Annotated in this window: 11 protein-coding genes; 3 read left to right on the top strand and 8 right to left on the bottom strand. The window is 47.3% G+C overall.

The annotated features are described in order from the left end of the window. Positions 1 to 127 precede the first annotated feature (127 nt). The gene (locus SH451x_RS13570) at positions 128 to 2,431 is read left to right on the top strand and encodes a WD40 repeat domain-containing protein (RefSeq protein WP_479357462.1); all 2,304 of its coding nucleotides are present in this window, start codon (positions 128 to 130) and stop codon (positions 2,429 to 2,431) included. Here the strand turns inward: SH451x_RS13570 and SH451x_RS13575 are convergent. The 6 genes from SH451x_RS13575 to SH451x_RS13600 form a co-directional block, all read right to left on the bottom strand. Then, positions 2,373 to 4,211 carry a recombinase family protein gene (locus tag SH451x_RS13575; protein ID WP_479357464.1) on the bottom strand — a complete coding sequence of 613 codons (1,839 nt, stop codon included), beginning with the start codon at positions 4,209 to 4,211 and terminating at the stop codon, positions 2,373 to 2,375. The genes SH451x_RS13570 and SH451x_RS13575 overlap by 59 nt on opposite strands. After that, positions 4,208 to 4,444, bottom strand: coding sequence for a hypothetical protein (locus tag SH451x_RS13580; RefSeq protein ID WP_479357466.1), 237 nt, complete (start codon positions 4,442 to 4,444; stop codon positions 4,208 to 4,210). Before SH451x_RS13580 ends, SH451x_RS13575 begins: the two co-directional genes overlap by 4 nt. A gap of 90 nt (positions 4,445 to 4,534) precedes the next feature. Beyond that, positions 4,535 to 4,951, bottom strand: coding sequence for a winged helix-turn-helix domain-containing protein (locus SH451x_RS13585; RefSeq protein WP_479357468.1), 417 nt, complete (start codon positions 4,949 to 4,951; stop codon positions 4,535 to 4,537). 301 nt (positions 4,952 to 5,252) lie between these two features. After that, complete coding sequence (locus tag SH451x_RS13590) at positions 5,253 to 7,079, bottom strand: DUF2357 domain-containing protein (RefSeq protein WP_479357470.1); 1,827 nt, start codon at positions 7,077 to 7,079, stop codon at positions 5,253 to 5,255. Then, positions 7,076 to 8,827, bottom strand: coding sequence for an McrB family protein (locus SH451x_RS13595; protein WP_479357472.1), 1,752 nt, complete (start codon positions 8,825 to 8,827; stop codon positions 7,076 to 7,078). Before SH451x_RS13595 ends, SH451x_RS13590 begins: the two co-directional genes overlap by 4 nt. Next, positions 8,828 to 10,036 carry a DNA adenine methylase gene (locus tag SH451x_RS13600; protein ID WP_479357474.1) on the bottom strand — a complete coding sequence of 403 codons (1,209 nt, stop codon included), beginning with the start codon at positions 10,034 to 10,036 and terminating at the stop codon, positions 8,828 to 8,830. It lies immediately after the preceding gene. A gap of 426 nt (positions 10,037 to 10,462) precedes the next feature. On the opposite strand from SH451x_RS13600, the gene SH451x_RS13605 reads away from it, so the two are divergent. Next, positions 10,463 to 11,911, top strand: coding sequence for a toll/interleukin-1 receptor domain-containing protein (locus SH451x_RS13605; RefSeq protein ID WP_479357476.1), 1,449 nt, complete (start codon positions 10,463 to 10,465; stop codon positions 11,909 to 11,911). A gap of 103 nt (positions 11,912 to 12,014) precedes the next feature. On the opposite strand, the gene SH451x_RS13610 is transcribed toward SH451x_RS13605, so the two are convergent. After that, positions 12,015 to 12,722, bottom strand: coding sequence for a hypothetical protein (locus tag SH451x_RS13610; RefSeq protein WP_479357478.1), 708 nt, complete (start codon positions 12,720 to 12,722; stop codon positions 12,015 to 12,017). Then, positions 12,700 to 13,446, bottom strand: coding sequence for a hypothetical protein (locus SH451x_RS13615; protein WP_479357480.1), 747 nt, complete (start codon positions 13,444 to 13,446; stop codon positions 12,700 to 12,702). The genes SH451x_RS13610 and SH451x_RS13615 overlap by 23 nt, the downstream gene beginning before the upstream one ends. Positions 13,447 to 13,699: 253 nt before the next feature. On the opposite strand from SH451x_RS13615, the gene SH451x_RS13620 reads away from it, so the two are divergent. Next, positions 13,700 to 14,101 (top strand): avidin/streptavidin family protein, encoded by a 402-nt coding sequence (locus SH451x_RS13620; protein ID WP_479357481.1) that lies wholly within the window; start codon positions 13,700 to 13,702, stop codon positions 14,099 to 14,101. Positions 14,102 to 14,225 lie beyond the last annotated feature (124 nt).

Here is a 14,225-nt window from a genome sequence, read left to right on the forward strand (position 1 = left end):
CTCAAAACGTCGAAGAACCGGCAGCAAAGAATCTGAGAACGCATTAGCCAATTGCGAGACTGTACAAACCAACGAACGGATACAGCGTGATCAATCCTCAGCCTCTTTAGAAACCAATTCAGGAATAGTGTTAAACAAGCCCAATCAGTACATTTCGATCGAAGCGTCGGCCGTCGCAGCTCAGCATCGGCATGACGCGTCGGCACTTGCTGGACATACACAGAAATCGCAAATCACGCTGTTGATCTTTTGCACGGCACTACTAGCTTTTAGTTTATTAATTCAGAAGAGTACTGTACGTCTTGCTCTTGACGAACTTCGAGACCTACGCAAGCTCTATGCAACTTGGAACCAAAGTGCAATTGCTGATAAATTAAATTCGCTTGTAGCACCACCACAAGATTCACCAGCGTTTGTTTTGGCGGAGAGACCAGACAAAACGCAGACATTCCGCGTGGACTACTCTATTTATCCCGTGGTTACCCAAGAGTTTAAAGAACTGTTCCCAACACTGCGCTCAAAATTCGAACTTAGCAACAAGCTTCCAGCGCCCAAATCTATTGATGCAATCGCTTCTCTAGATGAGGCGAAAATAGTATGGGATACTCATATCAAGCCTCTCAAAGTTGCCATCCCTAGTAAAAGAATCAACTCCTGGCTTGTCGAGCTGGACAAAAACCAGAATATAAGCCGTAATCGAATGTCCCCGATAGATGGTCGGATCGCACTTGCGGCCGTCGACTCAGAGCTTCGTCTGGAAATTATCACAAAGTACTTACAAACAAGTGGAATGCTGAGAGACATAACATTTCTCGACGATAGTCAACGGCTTGCCATACTTGTTGACCGAGACGACAAGAGTGAGATTGTTACACTTGACATAAACAGTGATTACGACCCAGCACCAAGACCTCTCACGTCATTAAAGCCTCGGGCAATTGCCTACAATAAAGCTGACAACGCGTTCGCAGTCGTACACGACAAAGGGGTACGCATTTTTGATTCGAATGGCCAAGCCAAAGCACATTTTGAAAGATCGGAATTCGAATTTTTTCGATATCCAGTCGGCGATATTTTTTTCAGACCTACCAACTCAGAACTGGTTATTCAACGATCAACATCGTTTGAAAGAATTGCAAATTACGAAACGGTCGTAGGGAGATTTGATATAGATGGCCTTTCAGATTCTGAGAGCTTCGGGTTCGGAGATTCAAACGGAATAGAAGCATTTGCCGTTGACCCGAAGGGCGAAAGACTTGCTGTGGGAAGCACCATCGAAAGCGGACTATTTTCCCCAATAACGTTTCAGATCGCCGTTTTCAGCTTCAAAACTGGCAGTGAGATTGCACGTTATCAAGACACGCGAAACAACTTCGCGCGAATTACTTCCATATGCTTTGGCCCGAAAGAATCACAGATTATCACTGGACATCTAGATGGCCATGTTGAAAGCTGGGACATCCAAAATGATAGTTCGAAAGTTGTTCCTGTGCAAAGTGCGAATCTTCATGCCGATTCTGTAACAGGCCTAGCGACACCTTCAGCATCTTCTTCCATCATCTCTTGCGGGTCCGATGGACTGGTAAATCTTTTTGATGAGCATTTGAATGTCGTCCGGCAGCAAAGATCGTCTCTCCGATTCTCCCAGCTCAAGGTAAGTCCAGACGGAAGTAACGTAGCACTGGGAACCAGCTTTGCAAAGCTTAGTCACTACGGCAGGCACTACTTTACATTCAACTCGACTGAGCCTAATGTGTTAAAATTAATAGGGTTCGATATAGATCATTTCGACATAAAAAAGGAGGTGCCCCCCCCCCCCTATTTGGAATCAGAGTTCGCGTTTGACGAACACTTTGTTGATCTAAAGCCCATTTTAATTGCAAATCTGCCAGAGCGACTCCACCCGTTCATATACGGCGAAAAGACATTTGACTCCACTTTTCGAAACCTATGGGAGATTTCCAAGGAAGATCGTCATCTTCCGATTAATGATTTGGAACGAAAGCTCGAGCTATATGTAACTTTCGCAGATAAAGAACTTTCCATTTTCGGACTTTCATTTCCAGGCTTGTTTGTCAGTCGTTTCGGCATTCTTTTGATCTGTGCGATGAACTGGTACTTGCTTATACATTTATCTAGGCTTCGACGTGAATTAGACGCAAATAGCGTCGTAAACGATGTTCCTTGGTTCGGGCTATACACTGACTGGGCATCGCGGATCACTTTTTTGCTCATAGCGATATTGTTTCCTCTAGCTACTGCATTTTGGCTGGGCTATTGCAGCGGAATCTCGCCAATCATTGTCTTTGGCATTGTGATACTAACAATTGAATCTTTATTTATTGCATTAGAGTTTTCGAAAATACAAAGACTCATTTGCCGCGAGCTGCGTATTTCGCCACCCAGCCTCCCTGATGGCCGATCTTCTTGACTAACTCCGCCGCTTCGGCGCGGCGGATGTTATGTGCGGCGCGTGACGCATCTTTGCTGCCGATTAGCTGACAGACGTCTTTAAGGTGAATGGGAGTTTTCGATTGCCGAGCGAGCTCTGCGATCTCACGCCAGATTTTGCGAGTGCCAATAGCTTCATCAGGTATCTGGATCGTTCTCGAAGAAATCGATTCGTTCAAATGTAATTCACCTAGCAACTCGCGATGCTCAATTTGTCCGGTCGTCGCTTTGCGGGTTTTGATTTCAATCGATGACACAGTCAGCGATATAGCGTGCGCAAGCTTCACACGGTCGGCGTTTTGCAAATTGCCAACCAATGCACCATATTGCTGAATCACATTGATTGCTTCGGGTAACGGTTCCAAATGCTTGTTAGCATTCTCGATAAGTTCGATTAACCTGGCTTCTTCTTCACGCCATTGATTGAGAAGCTTTGAGATAGCCGCAAAGTCCGCACGATCCGCCAAAGCTAAATTCTCGCTGCCCCGCTCGATTTTCTGGCGTACAGTCGCCAGCTTGCGTTCGTCGCTCGATGTCTGTTTGCTTCGTTTGGACTGGGTACGATTTATGGTGGCCCTAATGCGTTCTGCAACATTTGACGAAAGCAAATAATCACGCATCGTTAGCAGGACAAAAGCCTCGAGCCTATCAACGCGGACGGCGGGGTGCGGGCAACTAGCATCATAACCGGGTGTGAGCGGTGAATTCATGCACTGATAGAATCGCTGCGGGGACTTACCCCGCTGTTCGCGATCTACTCCATGCATTTTATTGCCGCAATGGCTGCAACGGACTAATCCGCTTAACAAGTACTTTCCGGCTTGGGCGCGACGATGCTTCCTGTTTCGTCGATCAAGAATCTTCTGTACCGCTTGAAATACATCAGGTTCGATGATTGCTTCGTGTGCGTCTTCTACAAAAATCAGTCCTTCATCGTCCAAGCGGCAGAATTTAGCTCGCGAGTATTTACCGGCTCTTAAGATACCGGCATAGGCAGGATTACGGAGCATGCTTTTAACCGAATTGAACGTGAATGCGTTACTTGCAACTGGCTGGATACCACGTTCCTTCAAGCCACGCACGACATAGCCAATCGATTCACCCGAATGAATCGAATCAAATATCCATCGCACTGCTTCAACTGCCGTATGTTCATCACTTGGTACGAGTTCAGATCGCCAAGTCGCGGGTTTGCGAAATTTCTGTCGGAAACTTACGCGTTGTACCGGCTTATCAGAATCATCATAGAGCTGGCGATCGTAACCGAACACGGTTCCACCGATACGTCGGCCTTGCAACGCTCGAGTTCGCTGTCCGCTCACTACCCGGCTAGCTAGCTTGATCGATTCCTCGCGAGCACCATGCTGATCGATGATCGCCGTGATGATACCACCGAGATCATCGAAGCGTAGACGACCGCGTTGGCATGTAACAATCTCGACACCGGCCTCACGCAGCAATCTCCAGTGCGCCATTACGTCGAAAATGTCTTCGCGGGAGAAACGGCTCTGTTCGTGCAACAGGATCGCCTCGAATCGACCTCGTTCTGCATCGCGCAGCAGCGACTGGAACTCCGGTCGATTAGCGGATTCGGTACCAGTCATGCCATGATCTTCGTACCATTTGCTAATACGATAGCCTTCGCGATCAGCCAAAGACTGTATTTCCCTGCGCTGCCGCTCGGGGCTATTCTCTTGGCGGTCAGTACTCATGCGAATATATCCGACTGCAGGTTTTTCATTTCGTTCTGATCTGATCAATTTTTTTCTCCTTCTTCACGAATCATGCGTTGGTGGAATTGCCGGAGTTCGATTTCGCTATCCGTGGCAAGGCGGATGGTTAAGATTTCTATTGGGTGCTCACGCCCGAACTTGGATCGCAAGTCGGCATAGAGTTCGTACAAGGCGTCGTAGCCAAGTTGTCGCGCTTCGGATTCGACGTGTGCATCGACGAGGATGTAGCGAGCGAACGTTGCAACAAAATACGTTTGCATGGACCGGTTTCCTTGTTTGTGCGGCATAACGAAAAGAAAACCGCGAGGCGTTGGATACCTCGCGGAGTTAGGTGCAGCCGTTGGTGCTAGCTAGGCGACGGTGAAGCGACCAGGCGCGGACTTCGTAAAGCGAGCGTCGTTGCCTTTGCGGAGGTCGCGTAGAATTGCAGCGTAAAGAGTTGCTTCTGGCGTCTTGCCCCCTGGTGAAGTCCACAGACCTTGCGTTGACATCGCCTCGACCATTTCTTTGCAGGTCAATGGTCCTTTAGATCTAGCCAAAATTATCAATGCTGCATCTATTTGGCTCGTACGTTTCTTGTCCACCGTTTTGGCGTCAGTCGCGTCCTTCTCCGTCGTTGTAGTTTTCGACGGCTTCGTTGCGACTCGCGTCATCGCCGGGACCTTGGCGTTCGTCGCGGCCGTTTTCTTGACTTTTGTGGTGGTTGCGACCTTGGCGTTCTTTGCTGCGGCGGTCTTAGTCGCTGTGGCGGTTTTCTTTGTAGCCATGTTCGTGTTCCTTTTAGCTCTTGGATACCTGTTTGTTCGCGTTAGCGACAATCGCTAACATTGAACACACAGTTACCTCGGATTGAGAAACATATCCAGCCAAGCAACGCCAGATAAATGCATTGAACGCGACTAGCCTCGCTGTTGGTGTTGAATTGAAGTGAACACCCTTCGACGACTGTACCGCCATCCAGTCTGATTAACTCGCAAGCGTTGTTGTACGAAATCAGTAAAATGAGTGCAAACGACACAATCGTCCGCCCATATTGTGATTGATGCGAGTTGTCTGGTTAAAGAAAGTTTAAATGTTAATTTCGCGAAAGGCTTTAATGAGAAAATCTGCAATATGTTTTCGTTGGCTCTCGATGCCGTCTGATTGAGGTTTAAGCGGAAAGGCACCCACGCTCGGCAGTGAGTTTACAACGCGATCTTCACGTTTACGACTACGCGTAAAAAGATCGGACAATGAGTTGCCAGGGAAGAGAACATAGCTTCCTGACGAATTTAGGATCGCATCGCGATAGCAATGCATCACATGGAGGTCAGCATTCTTATACCTAGCGTCGTCTTTATCATTGTCGGCGAACTGCTCTGCCCATCGCTTTGAGTCTAGCCGATATTTTGCATCAAAAAACAGAAACAATTGTTTTCCATCTTTGAGAAAAATTTCTACCGTGATGTCTGGTTTGAAAATCGTAGAATATGACTCGATCCAGTAGTCATCTTCGCTCGTTGGAGGGTTGAAATGTCGTGTATAGTACAGCTTCAGGCGAAGGTCATTCCACACGAACTCAAAACCAGACTTATTCTCGCACTTCAGCGTAACATGATATCGTTGATCCTTTATCGCGTGTTCAATTTTGTCGCTCGATGGCCCGCAAATGGTTGTCAGCAGATGGTGGATCTCAAAGAAACACCAGATCTCATATAGTTCTGAGACTCGCTTTAAGCTTCCAGAGTCTGTCAATTCCCCAAGGTCAGTATCTAGCAAAAGTCCCAGTTCAAAGAGCGTTATTGCTTCGTAGAACTCACGGTAACCGTGCCGTCGTTGCATTAATACCGAATTAAATGCTCCAATGTCTTCGCCAATTTCTTCAAAAAAAACACTATGTCGGAATTGCTGCAGTTCTGCCGCCCAACGGTAGACGGACGCACGAACAGATTCCCATCCAGATTTTGGTAACCAATCCTCTACATCTATGATTATGGATGTGAGCCACAGAAGTTTTGCTTTTACAAATCTATTCTCTGGGATGTCAAAGCTTGATATGGTTACGTTCTCAGGAACGGTTAGCGGCGAAAATCCACAAAATTGCGAGCTTAAGAGCCCACGATTCATCCAGTCGTAAGTCGACGCGTTAGTAGCCAACTCAGCAAGATCGACATTGATAGCGAATGCAAGGTCTTCGGCAACTGTCTTTGCGGTGAAACGAAAAGCTGGCTGGTTTGTTATCGTTGCCAAGGCGGAAGTGAGTCGACCATCTCGCATCAAACGACGTAGATGAAGAATTCTGCTTTGCATCGTCACCTGATGCAGGTCACAAGATTTGAGCCGTGCTTCCGTAGCACCGTCTAAGTTCAAGATTAGCTCTTCGTGGTATGTCGCGAGCCGGCTAAGTAGCTCTTGAAACTCGTCCCGATAGTCAATCTTTCTTGTCCTGACTTCAACGACCATATCGAGGTCGATACCTTCGATCCGAAGATCCATGGCGCCTGAGTCACTTGCAATGCGTAGTGTTCCAAACAACGTCGACGTTCCGTCGGAATCTCTTGTTGCAATCTCGTTGAATGCGACTTTCCCAATTAGTTGATCATTTAAAAATGGATAAAGCCGATTGTTCTTGGTCCTACGTAACTGAGCAATCTGTTCAATCGTCTGCGGAACTTCAATTGAAAAATCGTAATTGCTTTCTTCCAAGAGTTGCAAAGGTTGGAATAATTCGTCGTCAGGACTCCAGACTAACGGCCAGATTTCAACTGCAGGTCCGGTCGAGATCTGAATTCCTTCGATTCCGGGAGTTAGCACAACTCTGCTGACTGAGTCTGAGACGCCTTCGACTTGAGAAGGACGAATCGTCAGCAAAGTTTTGTTGAAGTTGCCTATTTCAACTTGCTGTAAAATTATCATTGCATCGAAAAGAAATTAGCAAAACCAAGAAGATTAGTGTCTGACTGCATGGCTTTGATTTTTGCCACGCATTGTGGAAGCACATTAGTTTCTGCATACTTATAGAGCTGGGCAAGCGTTTCGGATAGCTGCGATTTATTGCCATGCAACTTGGGAAGAATCTTCTGAAAAATAATGTTGTCCAAGATTGCGGCGTTACCACTTATGCTATCCGGACATGTGAGTACCTGCCCATCAAACGACTCATTAATAACTTGCCAATATCTTCTAGCTTCATGCGTAACTCGTGGACCAAACTTAAAACGTCCGAGCAAAACAAAGACTTCATCGAGATACGAATCTATTTCAGCGGTATCTATACTCATTGTAGAGCATCCCCTTAATATCGATCCGATTAAAGTTGCTTCCGCATTCAGTCTATCGTTGTCAGCGATTTGGAATGTCTTTGAAACGGCAGATGGTTTCACTGGTGAATATTCAAGAACAAATGCACGATCAAGAACTTTCGGCGAGAAATTGTGCGTTGTTTCATCTACATTGACCGTTCCAACGATAGACACATTGTCAGATAAAAATATGCCGCCTTTGGATATTGCCTCATCTACCAAAGTTAATTCCAACGCCGACAAACCTGAAGTCTTTGCCATCAATTCCAGATCCACTGCGTCGACAATGGGTTGGGCAGTGCCGTCGACGTTTGACTCCATTAGTGACAAGAACTTCGAGAAATAAAGTTCAACGTACGAAAGGTTCATTTCGTCGAGTATCAGAAAAAAGGGAATTTCTCGGTACTTCGAACAATTTGCCCGTAGCAAGAGTTTAATCACTGGCGTAACAGCGTATGATGCTCCTGCCTCACCAAAGGGATTTCGATACCCTAGTAAATGTCGGGCGTCGGTCCAGCCAGCTCCGACAGGAATAAAAGCTGAGTTGAATTCAGCATCTTCATTCCGACATGGATTGAGGGATTCAACCAATCGAAGGACGGTCTGCGTTTTGCCCGTTCCAGTGCTCCCCGCGAGTAAGACAAATTTCTTGGCAGCCAGTGCTGCAACTAGTCGAGCGCTGGTCTCAATGTTTCCGACTACTGGATGAGCGTCTGGTAATTCGAAAAGTTGAACTCTCTTTCCTTCAAGCCAATCCCTGAACTGCGCATTGGTTAGACCTAATGCTCGGTGGAAATTGTAGTTTTCACATTGTTCATAAAACGTTCGTTTCCAAATTTCGCTTTCGGTTGGGGGGGCCCAACCCATTCGACGAAGCTGCCCTTCAATAATTTGTTTTGCTAGGGGACCAATCGACATGTCGCGGAAGACGGGTGTTAGGTTATATCTAAGTTCAGTCATCCCCCTTTCCAACTTCTCTACTATTCCAGCCTGATTGAGCGAATTAGCGAGATTTGTGAATGGCTTTTCTCCTAATTCAGATCGCTTTATTATTCCTCTCATTTCTGCATTGGTAGATTTTACGAAAGCATTGATCAATTCGTGATGACTAAATAGGATTGAAATAAAGAATAAAGACCACTGACTTTCCTTTGAATATTGCTTAATTTGATCCCATGCGTCGGGAAGTTCCTCTGTTGAAACGTTGCCGGCGAGCATTTTTACAGCTTGAGTTCTATCTGCGCTCACTTCATCGACGTTTGCCAGAATCTCGTGCTTTGGGTATTTCTGAATCAAATTAATTAGCTGTATGTAGTTTTGCTTGGTAAGCGAAACATTGTGGTTTTCAATACCATCCGTCATTTATTTTCGCCTCATTGAAATGAGCATTTCGTTTACGTCTCTGTCCCGGTCTTGTCGTCGTCCCATAGTCATGTGCAAGTGCTCAATGGTTTGCGTTGAGATTTCGTATTTCGGAAGATGTTGGTGTGCAAGCCTCATCAAGTCCGGGAGTGCAATCATCCCTGTATTGCTATAGCTTAAGACAAGAGAATTCTCATTGCGGTTGATTCCGTCAAAGAGTCGAGAGAATGAATCTGCGACCTGAGTTCGAATACAGAAGGGCGATTGATGGCGTACTTCGCGATATCTCCCTTTCACAATCTTCCCGCTCTTGATCTGCAGTTCCGGGTAGTCGTAAAGAACAAGAGTTTCTAACGCGTGGTAAAAGCGACTGTAATGCACAAAACAGTAAGGTGGGTCCGCATAGACAACAGATGCCTGAACCGTTCTCAGACATTCTTCATAGTCCAGGATCGTTACACGGTGATTGAACTTTGGCGGTTCTGTTGGAAGAGCAGTAAATGCCTCGATTAGTTTCCGTTCAAAATACGCGACCAAGTTACGCGTCCTGTAGATTTCGATATCATTCTTAGCAGACTCTGTTTTTGCGTCGCGGTATTGCGCAAAATGGCCGGTACCTTGACTCGCGTAAGCCATAGCGTACATAAGAGAAGCTAACATCGTCGAATAGTAGGGAGTCTCAACGTGCTTTTCAATCTCCTGGCGGAGGGAATCGATCCATGCGCACTGCTCAGCACTCCACCATGTTCCGGAGTAGTTCTTTGTGAATAAATGCCAGTCGTTATCGAACTCCATATCTATTAGATCGAGGTTTGCTTTATCAACTCTTTGGAATCTTCTTAACGACATCCCCTTTTCGTAAGTGAATGGCGCGACTAGTTCCGCATAGTTACGATCAAAATACCGCTTGGCGCCAGAAATAACTTTACTGACAGCTACGCTTTCCGATTCCAACCGCCAGTCTGTTAGGTACGCTCGGGCGAGTGTTGCCGAGTAGTGCTGAATATCATTCGAAGCGATTGGATACTTCGAACCGAGTACTCCAGAAAGGGTGCATGAGCCAGCGAACAAGTCGCAAATTGTTCCTAGCGGCTCGATACCAGCAATCGCGGCGATCACTTGATCAATGATCTTTGATTTCGATCCCATGTATTTCACGAAATGCACAGGAGATTTTGATTTCAGTTCCTTGATCTTGACGGAATCCATTCGGGAAGTACTACCTATACCGTTGGGCAATGGTTACAGAAGCTGACGGGAGCAAATCCCACGGATTCACTGTAGTCGATACGATGAACCACTGAAAGAAATTCAGATTTTGTCACTCTAGCATATTGTACCTTGCAGCACAATTTAGCCAACGCGAGGTTAGCAGTCTGCGTTCGAATTAATTTGAATTTCGCCCTCAAGCGATTCGACTTGCGAGAAGGAACACTTGCGGACAGCATCTACCAAGCACTGATATCGGCCGAAAATCGACCGTGGCCCGCAAAGCTTTGAAAGGTGCGAGTTTGCGGTGGTATTGAAGTCTGGGAGCCTACCACGTTATGAAACAGACTCACTGAGTAGATTGCCAGAATCGTTGATGGCGTAGAATTCGAAGACACATTAAAACGAAGGGTTGGAGAGTATCTTATGACTAGCTCAACACCGAAAATCTTTATCTCGTATTCTTGGTCGAGCGAGGAGCACACAGTTTGGGTCGCGGACCTTGGCAAGCAACTTTTGAGCGATGGGATCGATGTCGTACTAGATCAATGGTCGCTTGAAGACGGTCACGATGTGAATGCCTTTATGGAGAAGATGGTCAGTGATCCATCAATCAAGCGAGTTGTGATCATCTCTGACTCTGCCTACGCGTCCAAAGCAGATGGTCGGACAGGTGGCGTCGGTACCGAAACACAGATCATATCCAAGGAGGTTTACGACTCTGTTGACCAGAACAAGTTCATACCTGTCGTAATAGAACGCGACGAGCATGGCAAAGCGTGCTTGCCAATATATCTGAAGTCGCGGAAGTACATTGATTTCTCAGACGCGGATCAAGAATCCGATGCTTACGATCAGCTAATCCGCAACATTTTTGAGCGTCCAAAGCTTCGAAAGCCAGCTCTGGGTAAACCACCTGCACACATCTTCGACGATTCGGCAGTTTCCGTTTCGTCCGCTCAGAAGGCAAAGCGATTCCGTGAGATTGTCTCGTTAGGAAAAGGCGAGCCGAAGATAGCATTGAATGATTTCGCCGAAGAGTTCATCGCCAACCTGGAAGAGCTACGCCTTACATACTCTCACGAGCTCAAGGATACTTGGTGCGAGGTGATCAAGCAGAACATCGATTCGGCGATATTACATCGAGACGTTTTTGTAGATGCGGTGTTGGTGGCGGCGAGCAGCTCTGTCGCAAGCAATCTTGTCCCACTAGTTGTTGATTTCTTTGAGAAGATTCTCTCACTTACCGAGAAACCCGAAGGACTTGGAACACCTTACGAGATTTCTCAAGACAACTACAAGTTCCTCGTATACGAAATGTTCTTGTATACAGTTGCGTCGCTGATTAAGTCGAAAAATTATACCGGTGTAAAGCAGCTCATGACACATCAGTATGTGTCGGCGAACACCTACGGTGGCGAGTATTTGGAATCCCATAGCTTTACGTCATTCAACCAGTTTGCGAAATCGCTTGAAGAGTTTTGCTCACAACAAGGTAATAGTCGCCGCTTGAGCGTGATGGCGGATCTGCTTCACGATCGCGCGACACGCAAAGACATAAGATACAGCGACTTATTCCAAGCCGAGGCTGTTCTTTGCCTTGCCGCAGGCGGAAGTCGTTGGTACCCGAGGAGTATGATTTATTCACGAGGTATTGGAAAACTCGAACTTTTCTTGCGAGCACAGACCGTCGAGGGTTTTAAGCCACTTGCCGAAATGTTATCAATGAAGTCGCCCAAAGAATTGGTTGAGCGAATGGATTCGGAGCCGATATCAAGGATGATGCGAACAAGTGCGTTCTTTCATGCGGATGTAGATCTTGGTCCGCTCAATTACAATGGGCTGAAGCGAATCTGGGGGCAACAGACAAGTTGATCCTTAAATGCTCCAAAGAGCCGCCGAGTGCGCGACGCCCGACGGCTCATGGATGAGTCAACCATATTGTCAAAGAACAAAGATCGACGACAGCGTGAAGCCACTACGGCTCGAGTATCTCTAGTTCGATCTGGTTCATCTGCTTGTTCAGTTCGTCGATGCGAGCATTGATTACTGGAAGCTTTTCCTGCACTCGAGCGATTCGCTGGTCGTAATCATCTGCGCGTTCTGTCAACCGCATCGATTCACTTGGATAGGCAGTTATTTTCGACTCATGCCTATCGCCATCCATCCAAATCTGCATCTGTTTTAAATCAGCTTGCAGCTTGGCTCGCTCATTTGATAGCTGCGTTAACTCTTCATTCACGGCTTGGAATCGAGCGATGACTTCGCGGTCTTCACATGTATCACGCAATTCGTCTTGCGACTGCAGAGCCAGCTTGCGAATCTGATTGAGCTCGAAACGACGTGCGTAATGCGGCGACATTTTCTCTCGATGTGCTTCGATGGTCATTTCGATCTGCTTCTCGCCATCCACAATGAGTTGCTCGACCTTCTGTCGCTCGTTTTCGAGTGGCGGCGCAGCGTCCATTTCAGCTCGGAGCTTGCGCCGCTTGGCAAGCAGCTTCACATCGTGCTCTAACTCCTCAAGAGTTCGCTCATTGTCTGCCAGTAGCTGCGCGATCCGATCGGCCTCGGGCTCACGGCCGTCACAGATGTCTGCAACTAGTTGTCGATATTCAGACCACTTTGTCGATTGGCGTTCTTGTTGCCGACGAGAGATCTTCTCAAGTAACGATATCAGACTCATAATCATTCCTTTGGCTAAGGGATTGGGATCGGAACCAGGTGGATTTATCGCGAGCATAAATTTGCTCGAAGCGAAGCGGATATGGACGCTGGCAGATTTCGCGAAACGTCATGTCGATCATTACTTCCGCTTCAGCTTGAAACGTGGCTGCATAATCTTTGGCCGCCGTCATGCCGAACTTTTCGGGGAAGTAGACTTCGTTCGGCCGAATGTCGTAGTGAAGCCGGGCGGCTCGATAACGCAGGTGGTAAGCAATCCGCATGAAACGCGCTTCGTGCGTTGTCCATGGCGGAGTCGAACCATCGCCCTCGACTGTTGTCGACACCGCTTCCGCAATCTTGATTGCTTCCATGCGCATCTGTTGATGGTTGTATGCACGCGGCTGGAAAAGACTCGGCCGCTCAAGACAGTGCGCCAGTTCGTGCAGAATAGTACCCTGCATCTTGTTCGTATATCGCGTTGGGTAGTCGCGACGGATGTTCAAATGGCCAAGTACAATCACTGGCCCGCGCTGACCGTCCCAATCCTTAAACGTATGATGCAGGTGCAAATCGAGGCTTGGAGACGTGTACCCGTAGCAATTCGTTTCACCGCCGAGAAGCGGTGGTAACTGCGTCTGCGGCACAATCCGTAGGCTTTGGCCGCTCAGCTCAAGAGGGGCTACTCGGTAGCACATCTCTTTTGCGTTCTTCAAAAACTGATCCATGTCGATTGTCCGACTCACTGTCCGATCTCCTGACGTAAGTTGTTGTAGGGTAAGATGTTGAATGTTTTTCGCACCGGTAACAAACTGACTCTATATTGGGGGCTTCTCCGGGGGCCCTGGAACAGGACAAAACTTTTTGTAGTACCTATACTGTGTTCCAACCTTTGGTACTTGATACAATCCGCTTTCGCTGGCGAAAGCAGTAGTGAATGAATGCATGTGTTTTTTCGGACCAGTTTTTATGATGGTGTGTTGTGAAGGAGATATTGAAATGGCATTGGAAGAAGCAGTCGCGTTAGCAAATAGTTCAGCAAACAACGTTGGTCCGGAACTGGCCTTTTGGCGTGGTAGTTGGCGGAATCAAATGGGGTCTGAAATGACGTTCGAAATTTCCGGAAATGACATTTCCGGGGAATACATGAGTGCTAATAGCTCAGGTGGCGGACCTATAAGAGGGCGATTGATCGGATTTGTAACTGGCGATTTGATTTCGTTCATGGTTCTATGGCCCAAAGGGTCAATCACAGCATGGACAGGGCAGCTTGTAGATGAGATGACAAATCCCACGATCAAGACACTCTGGCATCTCGTCACAGATGTTCCTGACCAACAAGAACCTGGACGACTTTGGACATCGACGCTCAGCGGGGCTGATGAATTCGTACGCGTGTAATCGACCTTGTAAATTTTTGCGTGTGTCCCATCTAGGAACCCCCAGCCCCAGGCCGTGCGTGAGCGCACTGGACCTGGGGGGTTATAGGGGGGCGCGCACACACACACACAGCACGCCGACTCGA

The sequence above is a fragment of the Njordella aestuarii genome (genome assembly GCF_056494165.1).